Origin of the sequence: Halomonas sp. CKK8 (assembly GCF_029625235.1) — a bacterium.
Taxonomy (GTDB): domain Bacteria; phylum Pseudomonadota; class Gammaproteobacteria; order Pseudomonadales; family Halomonadaceae; genus Halomonas; species Halomonas ventosae.
Genome location: NZ_CP121193.1, coordinates 426,371 through 440,711, shown reverse-complemented (window position 1 = coordinate 440,711; position 14,341 = coordinate 426,371). Strand labels below are relative to the sequence as shown.

General features: G+C 69.8%; 15 protein-coding genes. 14 read left to right on the top strand and 1 reads right to left on the bottom strand.

Annotated elements, in window-relative coordinates:
* Positions 1–24 precede the first annotated feature (24 nt).
* Positions 25–819, bottom strand: coding sequence for an inositol monophosphatase family protein (locus P8934_RS02130; RefSeq protein ID WP_278032703.1), 795 nt, complete (start codon positions 817–819; stop codon positions 25–27).
* Positions 820–958: 139 nt separating this feature from the next.
* Here P8934_RS02130 and trmJ point away from each other — a divergent pair, with 139 nt between their 5' ends.
* The 14 genes from trmJ to der all read left to right on the top strand — a co-directional run bounded on the left by trmJ (position 959) and on the right by der (position 14,255).
* A complete protein-coding gene (trmJ, locus tag P8934_RS02125; protein WP_278032702.1) occupies positions 959–1,705 on the top strand; it encodes a tRNA (cytosine(32)/uridine(32)-2'-O)-methyltransferase TrmJ in 747 nt (248 codons plus the stop codon).
* A gap of 84 nt (positions 1,706–1,789) precedes the next feature.
* Positions 1,790–2,665 (top strand): serine O-acetyltransferase, encoded by an 876-nt coding sequence (cysE, locus tag P8934_RS02120; RefSeq protein WP_106231897.1) that lies wholly within the window; start codon positions 1,790–1,792, stop codon positions 2,663–2,665.
* Positions 2,666–2,747: 82 nt separating this feature from the next.
* Entirely contained in the window at positions 2,748–3,215 is a 468-nt protein-coding gene (iscR, locus tag P8934_RS02115) for a Fe-S cluster assembly transcriptional regulator IscR (RefSeq protein WP_278032701.1), read from the top strand.
* A gap of 73 nt (positions 3,216–3,288) precedes the next feature.
* A complete protein-coding gene (locus P8934_RS02110; protein ID WP_278032700.1) occupies positions 3,289–4,446 on the top strand; it encodes an IscS subfamily cysteine desulfurase in 1,158 nt (385 codons plus the stop codon).
* 25 nt (positions 4,447–4,471) lie between these two features.
* The gene (locus P8934_RS02105; RefSeq protein WP_106231851.1) at positions 4,472–4,798 is read left to right on the top strand and encodes an iron-sulfur cluster assembly accessory protein; all 327 of its coding nucleotides are present in this window, start codon (positions 4,472–4,474) and stop codon (positions 4,796–4,798) included.
* A 194-nt stretch (positions 4,799–4,992) separates the two neighbouring features.
* A complete protein-coding gene (ndk, locus tag P8934_RS02100) occupies positions 4,993–5,421 on the top strand; it encodes a nucleoside-diphosphate kinase (protein ID WP_133636974.1) in 429 nt (142 codons plus the stop codon).
* Between the two features lie 62 nt (positions 5,422–5,483).
* Entirely contained in the window at positions 5,484–6,611 is a 1,128-nt protein-coding gene (gene rlmN / locus P8934_RS02095; RefSeq protein WP_106231846.1) for a 23S rRNA (adenine(2503)-C(2))-methyltransferase RlmN, read from the top strand.
* A gap of 122 nt (positions 6,612–6,733) precedes the next feature.
* Positions 6,734–7,462, top strand: a complete 729-nt coding sequence (gene pilW, locus P8934_RS02090; RefSeq protein WP_278032699.1) for a type IV pilus biogenesis/stability protein PilW — start codon at positions 6,734–6,736, stop codon at positions 7,460–7,462.
* 48 nt (positions 7,463–7,510) lie between these two features.
* Positions 7,511–8,530 (top strand): RodZ domain-containing protein, encoded by a 1,020-nt coding sequence (locus P8934_RS02085; protein ID WP_278032698.1) that lies wholly within the window; start codon positions 7,511–7,513, stop codon positions 8,528–8,530.
* Between the two features lie 10 nt (positions 8,531–8,540).
* Complete coding sequence (gene ispG / locus P8934_RS02080) at positions 8,541–9,656, top strand: flavodoxin-dependent (E)-4-hydroxy-3-methylbut-2-enyl-diphosphate synthase (RefSeq protein WP_133636982.1); 1,116 nt, start codon at positions 8,541–8,543, stop codon at positions 9,654–9,656.
* Positions 9,657–9,696: 40 nt separating this feature from the next.
* Positions 9,697–11,025, top strand: coding sequence for a histidine--tRNA ligase (gene hisS / locus P8934_RS02075; RefSeq protein WP_278032697.1), 1,329 nt, complete (start codon positions 9,697–9,699; stop codon positions 11,023–11,025).
* 28 nt (positions 11,026–11,053) lie between these two features.
* Positions 11,054–11,710, top strand: coding sequence for a tetratricopeptide repeat protein (locus P8934_RS02070; protein ID WP_278032696.1), 657 nt, complete (start codon positions 11,054–11,056; stop codon positions 11,708–11,710).
* Positions 11,707–12,855 (top strand): outer membrane protein assembly factor BamB, encoded by a 1,149-nt coding sequence (gene bamB / locus P8934_RS02065; RefSeq protein WP_278032695.1) that lies wholly within the window; start codon positions 11,707–11,709, stop codon positions 12,853–12,855. The genes P8934_RS02070 and bamB overlap by 4 nt, the downstream gene beginning before the upstream one ends.
* A complete protein-coding gene (gene der / locus P8934_RS02060; RefSeq protein WP_278032694.1) occupies positions 12,852–14,255 on the top strand; it encodes a ribosome biogenesis GTPase Der in 1,404 nt (467 codons plus the stop codon). Before bamB ends, der begins: the two co-directional genes overlap by 4 nt.
* The last annotated feature ends 86 nt before the right edge of the window (positions 14,256–14,341 follow it).

Genomic DNA, 14,341 nt, shown 5'->3' with positions numbered 1-14,341 from the left:
GTGGCTCGGCGCTTGGCGCTAGGGTCAGAAATGCGGCTTGAGCTGCTGCACCAGGGCCTTGTAGAGGCGCGGTCCGGCGGCCATCAGTCGCCCCTCGATATCGACGCTGGGCTGGCCGTCGGGGGTGCCCATCAGCGCGCCGCTCTCCTTGAGCAGCAGCGAGCCGACGTGCAGGTCCTGCTCCTCCAGGCCCAGCACGAAGGCGGCGTCGGCACGCCCCGCCGCCAGTTCGGCGATATCGAGCAGGCCGCTGCCGGAGGCGCGCTGCTGCTCGATCTGCGGGCCGAGCTGCTGCACCAGGGTCAGGTAGGAGGGCAGGAAGCGCGAGCGCAGCCAGGTCTCGGGCAGGCTCATGGCGATGCGGGTGCCGGCCACGGCGGTGTTCTTGGACACGCGCAGGCGCTTGCCGTTGAGCTGGGCTCCGCGCCCGCGACTGGCCAGGTACTCGTCATCGCTGAAGGGACAGATCACCACCGCATGCTCCGGGCGGCCCTTGACGAGACAGACCACCGACAGCGCGAAGCCGGGGGAGGCAACGCTGAGGTTGGAGTAGCCGTGAAAGGGTTCGATCTTCCACAGGGTATCGGCACCCTCGCCCTCACCGGCGCGGTGAGGCGTGAAGCGCCCCTGTACGCCGTGCTGGGGGTAGCCGCGCGAGAGCTGACGGACGATCAGCGTCTCGGCATTGCGGGCGGCATCCTCGAGCAGGCGGTCGAGGTTGTGCTCCTGGTGGGAGTTCTCGATTCGCTCGCGGATGCGCAGGAACTGTTCGCCGGCGCTGCGTGCCGCACGCAGCGCGAATTGGACCATCGGATGCATGATCGGGCCTTGGGGAGTCGGTGGTGTTAAAGAACGGGTCGGCGCGCATCCTAGCAGAAGCACGCGGGGCGCGCCATTCGACGCGCCGGGCCGGCGTGATAGAATCGCCCGCCTCTCCCCCAGCATCCACAGGCCCACCATGCTCGAGCGCATCCGCATCGTCCTGATCGGCACCAGCCACCCCGGCAACATCGGCGGCACCGCCCGCGCCATGCACAACATGGGCCTGTCCGACCTGGCCCTGGTGGCGCCGCGCTGCGAGCCGCTCACCGCCGATACCGTCTCACGCGCCTCGGGGGCCGACCATATCGTCCACGGCGCCCGCACGGTGGAGTCCCTGGAGCAGGCGGTGGGCGACGCCACCCTGGTCGTCGGGGCCAGCGCCCGCTCGCGCACCCTGCCCTGGCCGATGATCACGCCTCGCGCACTCGGCGAGCGCCTCCCGACGGAGCTGGCCAGCCCCGAGGCGCGCGTCGCCCTGGTCTTCGGCCGCGAGGACAGCGGCCTGACCAACGCCGAGCTGCAGCGCTGCCATGCCCATGTGCATATCCCCACCAACCCCGACTTCAGCTCCCTGAACCTGGCTGCCGCGGTGCAGGTGCTGGCCTACGAGTGCCGGCAGGCCTGGCTGGGCCAGCAGGAACCGACGGCCCAGGCCGAGGTACCACCGACCCAGCCGCTGGCCAGCCACCAGGAACTCGAGCGCTACTTCGCGCATCTGGAGCGCACCCTGGTCACCATCGGCTTCCACGACCCGGCCACCCCACGACAGCTGATGGCCCGGCTGCGCCGCTTCACCCTGCGGGCCCGCCCCGAGCGCATGGAGCTCAACATCCTGCGCGGCATCCTCACCGCCACCGAGCAGCAGGCCGAGCGCCGCGAGTAGATGGCGGGCGCGGCTTGAAGCCGGCCCGCCGCGCCCCCACTATGAAGGCCATCCCCCATCGCCCTGCCACCCAAGGACCGCTGCATGCTTGAACGTCTGCGCGAGGACATCAACAGCGTATTCGCCCGCGACCCGGCGGCACGCAACTTCCTGGAAGTGCTGACCAACTACCCGGGCCTGCATGCCCTGCTCATCCACCGCCTCAGCCACTGGCTGTGGCGGAAGAACCTCAAGTGGCTGGCACGCAGCCTCTCCACCTTCTCGCGCTGGCTCACCGGCGTCGAGATCCACCCCGGGGCGACCATCGGCCGACGCTTCTTCATCGACCACGGCATGGGCGTGGTGATCGGCGAGACCGCCGAGGTGGGCGACGACGTCACCCTCTATCAGGGCGTGACCCTGGGCGGCACCAGCTGGAACAAGGGCAAGCGCCACCCGACCCTGGAGGACGGCGTGATCGTCGGCGCCGGCGCCAAGATACTGGGCCCCTTCAGCGTGGGCACCGGCGCCAAGATCGGCTCCAACGCCGTGGTCACCAAGGAGGTGCCCGCCGGCGCCACCGTGGTCGGCATCCCCGGCAAGGTCGTGCAGCGCGTCGATCCCGACCAGGCCGAGGAGCTGGAAGTGGACCCCGCGCGTCGCGAGGCGATGCGCCGCAAGTTCGGCTTCGACGCCTACGGCGTCAGCCAGGACATGCCCGACCCGGTGGCGCGCTCCATCCAGGCGATGCTCGATCACATGCACGCCGTCGACGAGCGCATCGAGCGCATGTGCACGACCCTGCGCAAGGTCGACGCCAGCTACCGCGACGGCCGCCTGCCGGAGCTGCGCGACGAGGACTTCGCCGACATCCTCGCCGACGTCGACAGCTGCTGCCCGCCCCGGGAAGAGCAGCATACGGAGGACGCGGCACAGGACGAGCGGGCGGCCGACGCCGGGCCTCGACGGCGCAATGGTTGACCAGGATACTCGGTCTTTACCATAATGGCGGATCACGTTCATTGACTGCCGACCCGCGTGTCGGTGCCGAGGTGAGTTCCTCATGCGCCTGACCACCAAGGGACGCTACGCCGTCACCGCCATGCTCGACCTGGCCATGAATGCCGACACCGGCCCCATCTGCCTCGCCGACATCTCGAAGCGCCAGGAGATCTCGCTCTCCTACCTGGAGCAGCTGTTCGCTCGGCTGCGGCGCGCCAAGCTGGTGGACAGCGTGCGAGGGCCGGGCGGCGGCTACCTGCTGGCCCAGGCGCCGGAGGGCATCACCGTGGCCCAGGTCATCGAGGCGGTGAACGAGTCCGTGGACACCACCCGCTGCGGCGGCCTCTCGGATTGCCAGCAGGGCGACACCTGCCTGACCCACCATCTGTGGTGCGAGCTCTCCGAGCACATCCATGACTTCCTCCAGGACGTCACCCTGGCCCAGCTGGCCGGGCGCGGGGAGATCCAGGCCATCGCCAGCCGCCAGCGCGGCCGGCGGGACGACGGCATCCTGGCCTCCACCACCTGAACCGCCGCTCTTGGCACCCGCTAGCATAGCCCCGACCCCACAGTCCCGATTCGACAACCAGAACAGCGAGCCCATGAGCGCACCCGTCTACCTCGATTATGCCGCCACCACCCCGGTCGACCCGCGGGTTGCGGAGGTCATGAGCCACTACCTGACCCTCGACGGCATCTTCGCCAACCCCGCCTCGCGCAGCCACATGCTCGGCTGGCAGGCGGAGCAGGCCGTGGAGAGCGCCCGCCGCCAGGTCGCCGACCTGATCGCGGCCGACCCCCGCGAGATCGTCTGGACCAGCGGCGCCACCGAGGCCGACAACCTGGCGCTGATCGGCTTCATGCGCGCCAACCGGGCCCGTGGCCGCCACCTGGTGACCTCCATCATCGAGCACAAGGCAGTGGTCGACACCGCCAAGGCGCTGGAGGCCGAGGGCTTCGAGGTGACCTGGCTGACGCCGGACCGTGACGGGCGGATCAGCCCGGCGCAGCTGCGCGAGGCGATGCGCGACGACACCGTGCTGGTCTCGCTGATGGCCGTGAACAACGAGCTGGGCGTGATCCACGACCTGGCGGCACTGGCCGAGGTGGCCCATGCCTCCGGGGCCACCTTCCACGTGGATGCCGCCCAGGCGGTGGGCCGCCTGCCGCTGGACGTCGGCCGGCTCGGCATCGACCTGATGTCGCTCTCGGGGCACAAGGCCTACGGCCCCAAGGGCATCGGCGCCCTCTACGTGCGGCGCAGCCCCGACCTCCGGCTGGAGGCGCTGATCCACGGCGGCGGCCACGAGCGCGGCATGCGCTCGGGCACCCTCGCCACCCACCAGATCGCCGGCATGGGCGAGGCCTTCGCCATCGCCGCCGCCGAAGGCGAGGCCGACCAGGCCCGCATCACCGCGCTGCGCGACCGCCTGCTCGAGGGCCTCGGCGATCTCGACGGTATCCACCGCAACACCGCGGTCGAGGTGGCGGTCCCCAACATCCTCAACCTGGCCTTCGCGGGGGTCGAGGGCGAGTCGCTGCTGATGGCGCTGCGTGATATCGCGCTCTCCACCGGCTCGGCCTGCAACTCGGCGAGCGTCGAGCCCTCCTATGTACTGAAGGGCATCGGCCTGCCGCGCCCCCTGGCGCTGGCCTCGCTGCGCTTCAGCTTCGGCCGCTTCACCACCGAGGCCGATATCGATCGCACACTGGATGCCCTGCGACACGCCCTTGACGGGCTGCGTCGCCGGGCGGTCTGACCCTACCACGTTCAGGAGAGAGACCATGGCGCACCTTTCGATCACCACTGCCGCCGCCGAGCAGATCCACCGGGTGCTCGACGAGCGGGGCCACGGCCTTGGCCTGCGGGTCTCGGTCAAGCCCAGCGGCTGCTCCGGCTACAGCTACGTGCTCGACTTCGCCGACGAGGCGGCCAACGACGACGTGACCTTCGAGGAGCACGGCGTGACGGTCTTCGTCGCCCCCGAGGCCCTGGAAATGCTCGATGGCAGCGAAGTCGACTACGTCTCGGAGGGGCTCAACCGCTTCTTCCGCTTCAACAACCCCAACGTCAAGGACCAGTGCGGCTGCGGCGAGAGCTTCAGCGTCTGAACGATTGTTCAACGCCGTCCGGGGGCGTTATACTCCCCGCCCAGTCGGCGCACGCTGCCGAACCGCCGCCCGCCGGCCCATGATCCGATCCGCCGCGCCGCCCTCTCCCCCGGGGAGCCAGGGGCGGCGCGGCGCTATCCATCAAAGCTGCATCCATCGCACTTCATTGTCCAACCAACCGGAGACATGCCCCCATGGCCAACCAGCGCACCCTGTCCATCATCAAGCCCGATGCCGTCGCCAAGAACGTGATCGGCGAGATCGAGAGCCGCTTCGAGAAGGGCGGCCTGAAGATCGTGGCCGCCAAGATGCTCCAGCTCTCCGAGGAGAAGGCCGGTGGCTTCTATGCCGAGCACAAGGAGCGCCCCTTCTTCAAGGACCTGGTCGGCTTCATGACCTCCGGACCGGTGATCGTGCAGGTGCTCGAGGGCGAGGACGCCATCGCCAAGAACCGTGACCTGATGGGTGCCACCAACCCCAAGGAAGCGGCGCCGGGCACCATCCGTGCCGACTTCGCCGAGACCATCGACGCCAACGCCGTGCATGGCTCCGACTCCCCCGAGTCCGCCGAGCGCGAGATTGCCTATTTCTTCGAGGCGGACGAGATCTGCCCGCGCGGCTGATCACGCCTCTCCCGCGGGGGTGGCCTCACCCCCGCCCCTGCCCCAACGACTCGCTGACCGCCATGACTGCCACCACTGCTCCCCGTCTCACCAACCTGCTCGGCATGACCCGCGAGGAGATGGAAGCCTTCTTCCTCTCCATCGGCGAGAAGAAGTTCCGTGCCGCCCAGGTGATGAAGTGGATCCACATCGAGGGCTGCGATGACTTCGCCGCCATGACCAACCTCTCCAAGGCGCTGCGCTCGCGCCTGGCCGAGGTCGCCGAGATCCGCGGCCCGGGCGTGGTCTACGAGGGCACCTCCAGCGACGGCACCCGCAAGTGGGTGCTTGAAGTGGAGGACGGCAGCTACGTGGAGACGGTGCTGATCCCCGCCGACAACGGCAAGCGGCGCACCCTGTGCGTCTCCTCCCAGGTCGGCTGCTCGCTGGACTGCAGCTTCTGCTCCACCGGCAAGCAGGGCTTCCAGCGCAACCTCACCGCCGCCGAGATCATCGGCCAGGTGTGGGTGGCCCAGCGCTCCGTGGGGCCACGCCGCGACACCGCGCATCGCCCCGTCACCAACGTGGTGATGATGGGCATGGGCGAGCCGCTGCTGAACTATGACAACGTCGTCCCGGCGATGAAGCTGATGCTCGACGACGACGGCTACGGCCTCTCCAAGCGCCGCGTCACGCTCTCCACCTCCGGGGTGGTGCCGATGCTCGACAGGCTCGGCGACGAGCTCGACGTGAGCCTGGCCATCTCGCTGCATGCCGCCAACGACGAGCTGCGCAACGAGCTGGTACCGCTGAACCGCAAGTACAACATCCGCACCCTGCTCGACGCCTGCCACCGCTACCTGGCCAAGTGCCACGACACGCGGATGGTGACCATCGAGTACACGGTGATCAAGGACGTCAACGACCAGCAGGAACACGCCGAGCAGCTCGCCGCCCTGCTCGAGGAGCTGCCGTGCAAGATCAACCTGATCCCGTTCAACCCCTTCCCGCACTCGGGCTACGAGAAGCCGTCGCGCAACCAGGTGGTGCGCTTCCAGCAGTGGCTCTATGAGCTGGGCTACACGGCGCCGATCCGCACCACCCGCGGCGACGACATCGATGCCGCCTGCGGCCAGCTGGTGGGCAGGGTGAAGGATCGCACCAAGCGCCACGCGCGCTATATCCAGTCCATCCAGATCGACGCCGACTGAGCGGGGGTCACCTTGACTTCAACAGGGCTCGGCGCTTTGATGGACGGGCCTTTTTTCACCCTCGGCCGCGTGTCGCCAGCCACCCGCGGTCACCGGTTCCGTGCCCACCTGGAGAGGATGCCATGACCCGTCGCCCGCGCATGATCGGCCTGAGGCAGATACCCGCCGCCACCATGCTGCTGGGCTCGCTGTGGCTGGCCGGTTGCGCCACCCAGACCAACCTGCCCGGGGGCAGCGACAACGAGGCCTCCGATGCCTATACCCGTCTGGGCGTCGCCTACCTCGAGCGCGACAACCTCCCCCGCGCCATGAATGCCCTGGACCGCGCCCTGGAGATCGATCCCCGGGATGCCGAGGCCCTGCAGGCCATGGCCATGGTCCACCAGCGCCAGGGCGAGGCCGGGCTTGCCGACGAGACCTTCCGGCGCGCCCTCGAGGCCGACCCCTCGTTCACCCGGGCACGCAACAACTACGCCGCATTCCTGTATGATCGTGGCCGCCTCGATGAGGCCTGCGAGCAGCTCGAGCAGGCCTCCCGCGATACCCAGTACGACAACCGGGCGCAGCTGTTCGCCAACCTCGGGCAGTGCCGGCTCGAGATGGGCGACGTCGCGGCCGCCCGCGAGAGCCTGGCCCGCGCCCAGGCCATCGCGCCGCGCCGCCCGCGCAGCTACCTGCTGACGGCCGAGCTCGAGTACGCCCAGGGCAACCTCGAGCGCGCCGAGCAGCAGCTCGAGACCTACATGCGCCTGGCCGGCCCCCGGGCCGAGGCCCTGCGCCTGGCCCGCGACATCGCCCGGGATCGCGGCGACCCGGCCACCGCCAGCTTCTATGCCGACCAGCTGGAGTGATCCCGTGCCGGGCCCTGACCACCGTTTTCTGACGAAGGATGCTCAGCCATGAGCGACATTCACACCGATGATGCCGCCGAGACCGCGCCACGCCAGGCCTCCCCGGGCGAGATGCTGCGCCGCGAGCGCGAGGCCCAGGGCCTCGACCGCGAGGAGGTCGCCGCCGCCCTGAACCTGCGTCCGGCGGTGATCCAGGGGCTTGAGGGCGACAGCTACGAGGAAGTGCCGGTGGCCGCCTATCGCCGCGGCTACCTGCGCAGCTATGCTCACCTGCTCGGCATCGACGACCGCCCCGTCCTCGAGGCCTACAAGGCACGCTTCGGCAGCCAGGAGACCGAGCACCGCATCACCCCGGTGCAGGTCACCCGGCCGCCCTCGAAGCTCGGCGCCTGGCTGTTCCGCCTGGTCACCGTGCTGGTGGTCGCCGGCCTGATCGGCCTGACGCTGATGTGGTGGCAGAGCCGCGGCGGCAGCCAGCCACCCGCCCCCGGCGACAGTGGGCCGGTGTCGGTGGATAGCCTGGATGGCAGCACCACTATCACCGAGGACGATACCCGCGGCGACGCCTCCCTGCCGCCACTGCCCGAGGAGGAGAGCGACCTCGGCCTGGTCGAGGACGCCCCCGCCGTGGACGCGCCGGACGATGCCGAAACACCGGCGCCGGCCGCCGACGAGGCCGCCGAAGCGCCGGCACCGACCGAGGACGAGAGCGCTGCCGACGACACCGCCGCCAGCGATGACGAGGCGGCCACGGAGGCCGAGCCAGACACCACCGCCGAGGCGGCCCCCGAGAACGGGAGCCCCGCCGAGGCGACAGCCGCCGACAGGCGGGTGCTGGAGCTGACCTTCAACGAGCAGTCCTGGACCGAGATCTTCGACGCCAGCAACGAGCGCGTCTTCGTTGGCCTCCAGGAACCCGGCACCACGGCACGCGTCGAAGGCGAACCGCCGTTCCGCCTGACCGTGGGCAACGCCACCGGCGTCGAGCTGGTCTGGCAAGGCGAGCCCGTGGACCTCGCGGCCCGCGCCGGTGCCAACAACGTCGCCCGCTTCACCCTGGGAGAATGATTCCGTCACCATGCACGCACAATCCCCCATCGTTCGTCGCAAGTCGCGCCAGATCCATGTCGGCAAGGTGCCGGTCGGGGGCGATGCCCCCATCTCCGTCCAGAGCATGACCAACACCGATACCCTGGACGTGGCCGCCACCGTGGCGCAGATCCGCCAGCTCGAGGCCGCCGGCGCCGACATCGTGCGCGTCTCGGTCCCCGACATGGACGCCGCGGAGGCCTTCGGCCGCATCAAGCGTGAGGTCGAGGTCCCGCTGGTCGCCGATATCCACTTCGACTACAAGATCGCCCTGCGCGTCGCCGAACTCGGCGTCGACTGCCTGCGCATCAACCCCGGCAACATCGGCAGGGAAGAGCGCGTGCGCGCCGTGGTCTCGGCCGCCCGCGACAACGGCATCCCGATCCGCATCGGCGTCAACGCCGGCTCCCTGGAGAAGGACCTGCAGAAGAAGTACGGCGAGCCCACCCCCGCGGCCCTGGTCGAGTCGGCGATGCGCCATATCGACCACCTGGATCGCCTCGACTTTCCCGACTTCAAGGTCAGCGTCAAGGCCTCCGACGTCTTCATGGCGGTGGCCGCCTACCGCGACCTGGCCACACGCATCGAGCAGCCGCTGCACCTCGGCATCACCGAGGCCGGCGGGCTGCGCTCGGGGACCGTCAAGTCCTCCATCGGGCTGGGCATGCTGCTGATGGACGGCATCGGCGACACCATCCGCGTGTCGCTTGCCGCCGACCCGGTCGAGGAGATCAAGGTCGGCTACGACATGCTCAAGAGCCTGCGCCTGCGCAGCAAGGGCATCAACTTCATCGCCTGCCCGAGCTGCTCGCGCCAGAACTTCGACGTCATCGGCACCATGAATGCCCTCGAGGAGCGCCTCGAGGACGTCATGACCCCGCTGGACGTCTCGGTGATTGGCTGCGTGGTCAACGGCCCCGGCGAGGCGAAGGAGAGCGATATCGGCCTCACCGGCGGCAGCCCCGCCAACCTCGTCTACATCGACGGCAAGCCGGCGAGCAAGCTGCGCAACGACCACCTGGTGGACGACCTGGAGCGCCTGATCCGCGACAAGGTGCGCGAGAAGCAACAGGCCGAACAGGATGTCATCGCCCGGGACGCCTGAGCCTTCGGATGGCGTCCGGCGAGCAGACAAGGAGCAAGCATTGAGCAAGTCCCAAGCCAGCAAGAACGAGCCAAGCAAGAAGAAGATCCAGGCCATCCGTGGCATGAACGACCTGCTGCCGGACCAGTCGGCGCTGTGGCAGTACGTCGAGGGCCAGGTCCAGGCGCTGATGCGGCGCTACGGCTACGCCGAGATCCGCACGCCCATCGTCGAGCAGACCGCGCTGTTCAAGCGCTCCATCGGCGAGGTCACCGACATCGTCGAGAAGGAGATGTACACCTTCGACGACCGCAACGGCGACAGCCTGACCCTGCGCCCCGAGGGCACGGCGAGCTGCGTGCGCGCCGCCATGGAGCACGGCCTGCTGCACAACCAGACCCAGCGCCTCTGGTACCAGGGCCCCATGTTCCGCCACGAGCGTCCCCAGAAGGGCCGCTACCGCCAGTTCCACCAGGTAGGTGTGGAGGCCTTCGGCCTCGAGGGGCCGGACATCGATGCCGAGACGATCCTGCTCTCGGCCCGCCTGTGGAAGGCCCTGGGGCTCTACGAGCACGTCACCCTGGAGCTCAACTCCCTGGGCTCCTCCGAGGCGCGTGCCGCCTACCGCGACACCCTGGTGGCTTACTTCGAGCAGCACCACGCCCTGCTCGACGAGGACTCCCGCCGGCGCCTGACCAGCAACCCGATGCGCATCCTCGACTCCAAGAACCCCGACATGGCCGAGATGCTCGATGGCGCGCCGCGGCTGATGGACCACCTGGACGACGCCTCCCGCGTGCACTTCGAGGAGCTCTGCGCGCTGCTCGACTCTGCCGGCATCGACTACGTGATCAACCCGCGGCTGGTACGCGGCCTGGACTACTACGGCCGCACCGTCTTCGAGTGGACCACCACGGCGCTGGGCAGCCAGGGCACGGTGTGCGCCGGCGGCCGCTACGACGGCCTGGTGGAGCAGCTTGGCGGCAAGCCGACCCCGGCGGTGGGCTTCGCCATGGGCCTCGAGCGGCTGGTGTTGCTGCTCGACACCCTGGAACTGCTGCCCGACACCGCCCGCGACGAGCTGGACGTCTACCTGCTGCCCATGGGCGAGGCGGCCACCTCCGCCGCCCTGCTGCTCGGCGAGCGCCTGCGCGAGGCGCTGCCCGAGCTGCGCCTGCAGCTGCACTGCGGGGGCGGCAGCTTCAAGAGCCGCATCAAGAAGGCCGACCGCAGCGGCGCCCGCCTGGCCCTGCTGCTCGGCGAGGACGAGCTGGCCGAGGGCAGCGTGACCCTGAAGTTCCTGCGCGAGGAGCGCGAACAGCAGCGCCTCCCCCAGGCCGGGCTCGCCGAGACCCTGACAACCCTGCTGGAAGGCGAATCCTTCGCCTGACGGCCACCTGCATCAGAGGAGACCGCCCGTGGCGGAGCTGAGAACCGAGGAAGAACAGCTTGAGGCCATCAAGCGCTGGTGGAAGGAGAACGGTACCTCGCTGATCGCCGGCGTGGTCATTGCCGCGGCCGGCGTGTTCGGCTGGAACGCCTGGCAGGACTACCAGGCGGGCAAGGCCGAGGCCGCCTCCATGCGCTACCAGCAGCTGCTCGACCTCACCGGCCGGGACGACCTGGACGACGATGCCCGACAGCGGGCCGACGAGCTGGTCGGCGAGATCACCGACGAGCACGGCAAGACCCTCTATGCCGACCTGGCGCGGCTGCTCGACGCCCGCCTGGCCGTCGATGCGGGTGACCGGGAGCGTGCCCGGGCCGCCCTCGCGGCGGTGATCGAGAACAGCGAACGCGACTACCTCGAGGGCCTGGCGCGCCTGCGCCTGGCCCGCCTGCAGCTCGCCGAGGGCAGTGCCGAGACGGCCCTGACCACCCTCGAGGGCGTGCCCGAGGCCCTGGCGGCCCAGCGCGCCGAGGTGCGCGGCGATGCCCAGCATGCCCTGGGACGCGCCGACCGGGCCCGTGAGGCCTGGCGCGAGGCCCTGACCCTCGCCGAGCAACGTGACCAGCCGCTGTATGGCGTCCAGCTCAAGCTGGACGACCTCGGCGCCGAGGAGGCCACCCTATGAGACCGACCCTGCTGATTGCCGCCACCGCCGCCCTGGCCCTGCTGGCCGGCTGTGCCGGCAAGGCCGAGCCCGAGTACGCCCCACGGGAGCTCACCTCCCTGGAGGCCACCACCGAGCTGGAGACCCTGTGGCGCGAGCGCGTTGGCGACGGCCTGGGCGACGCCGGCTACCCGGTGGCGCCAACCCAGGACGGTGACACCCTGTTCGCCGCCGATGGCCGTGGCCTGGTGGAGGCGCTCGATGCCGACAGCGGCGAGACCCGCTGGGAGGTGGAGCTCGATACGCCGGTCTCCAGCGGCCTGACCGCCGTGGCCGGCAGCCTCTTCCTGGCCACCCGCAACGGCGAGGTGCTCTCCCTGGACCAGGCCGACGGCGAGATCCAGTGGCGTGCGCGGGTCACCAGCGAGGTGCTGGCCGCGCCCCAGGCCAACCAGCAGCTGCTGGTGGTGCAGGCCGTCGATGGCCGCGTCACCGCCCTGGACCGCCAGAGCGGCGACGAACGCTGGGTCTACAGCGGCCCGCGTCCCTCGCTGACCCTGCGCGGCACCGGCACCCCCACGGTGATCGACCCGGTCACCTTCGCCGGCTTCGCCAACGGCCGGCTGGTGACGCTGGACAACCGCAGCGGCCAGCCGCTCTGGGAGCGCCGCATCGCCATTCCCCAGGGGCGCAGCGAGATCGACCGGCTGGTCGACCTGGCCGGCCAGCCGGTCCTCACCCAGGACGGCCGGCTCTTCGTGACCAGCTACAACGGCCGCCTGGCCGCCCTCGATGCCCCCTCCGGCGAGGTGCAGTGGTCGCGGGAGCTCTCCAGCTATCACACCCCGATCCTGGTGGGCGACTTCCTGTTCGTGGTCGACGAGGCCAGCCACGTCATTGCCGTGGACGCCGGCACCGGCAACGAGATCTGGCGCAACGAGGCCCTCGAGGGACGCTCGCTCACCGCGCCGGCCTATGCCACCGACCACCTGGTGGTGGGCGACGTCGAGGGCTACCTGCACCTGATCGATGCCCGCGAGGGCGAGATCGTCGGCCGCGCCCGCGTCGACGGCTCGGGGATCGGCGTGCGCCCGCTCACCGACCGCCGGCGCATCTATGCGCTGGCCAACGACGGCACCCTGGAAGCCCTGGAGCTTCGCCCATGACGCCGGTGATCGCCCTGGTCGGCCGCCCCAATGTCGGCAAGTCGACGCTCTTCAACCGCCTGACCCGCTCGCGGGACGCCCTGGTGGCGGACTTCCCGGGGCTGACCCGCGACCGCAAGTACGGCAACGGCATGCTCGGCGACAAGGCCTACACGGTGATCGATACCGGCGGCATCAGCGGTGACGAGGAGGGCATCGATGCGGCCATGGCCGAGCAGTCGCTGGTGGCCATCGACGAGGCCGACATCGTGCTCTTCCTGGTCGACGCCCGCGCCGGCCTCAACGTCGCCGACGAGGCCATCGCCAACCACCTGCGGGTCAACCAGAAGAAGACCTGGCTGGTGGTCAACAAGGTCGACGGCCTGGAGGAGCACAGCGCCATGGCCGACTTCTGGCAGCTGGGGCTCGGCGACCCGCACCCCATCGCCGCCTCCCATGGCCGCAACGTCACCGCCCTGATCGAGGAGGTGCTCGAGCCCTTTCCCGCGCGGGACGAGAGCATCCCCGCAGACACCGGCACCAAGGGCATCCGCATCGGCGTGATCGGCCGCCCCAACGTGGGCAAGTCGACCCTGGTCAACCGCCTGCTCGGCGAGGAACGGGTGGTGGTCTTCGACGAGGCCGGCACCACCCGCGACGCCATCGAGATCCCCTTCGAGCGTCGCGGCAAGCCCTACGTGCTGGTCGACACCGCCGGGGTCAGGCGCCGCAAGAACGTCCGCGAGGTGGCCGAGAAGTTCTCGATCATCAAGACCCTGGAGGCGATCAAGGAGTGTCACGTGGCCATCGTGGTGCTCGACGCCCGCACCGGCCTCGTCGAACAGGACCTCCACCTGCTGGACTACGTACTGACCAGCGGGCGCGCCCTGGTGCTGGCGGTCAACAAGTGGGACGGCCTGGAGCACGAGGCCAAGGAGTCGATGCGCGCCGAGATCAAGCGTCGCCTGGGCTTCGCCGACTATGCCGACCTGCACTTCATCTCTGCGCTGCACGGCACCGGGGTGGGGGACCTCTACCCGTCGCTGGAGCGCGCCTTCGCCTCGGCCAACGCCCACTGGTCCACCAATCGCCTGACCACCATCCTCCAGGATGCCGTGGAGGCCCACCAGCCGCCCCTGGTGCGCGGGCGACGCATCAAGCTGCGCATGGCCCACCAGGGCGGCAGCAACCCGCCGATCATCGTCGTCCATGGCAACCAGACCGGCTCGCTACCCGAGGCCTACAAGCGCTACCTGACCAACACCTTCCGCAAGGTGCTCAAGGTGCGCGGCACCCCCATGCGCTTCGAGTTCCGGTCCGGGGAAAACCCCTACGACCAGCTCGCCGGGGCCAGCGACCGGGAGAAGGCCAAGAAGCGTGAGCTGGGGCGCACCAAGGAGGCCCGGCGGAGTCGCCGCTGAGCCATTCTCCCCTCCCCCTTCATGCCCCCGCGCCCGGCCGGTCATCATGACCCGCCGGGCGCTGTCGTCGAGCGCCGACAGTCTTG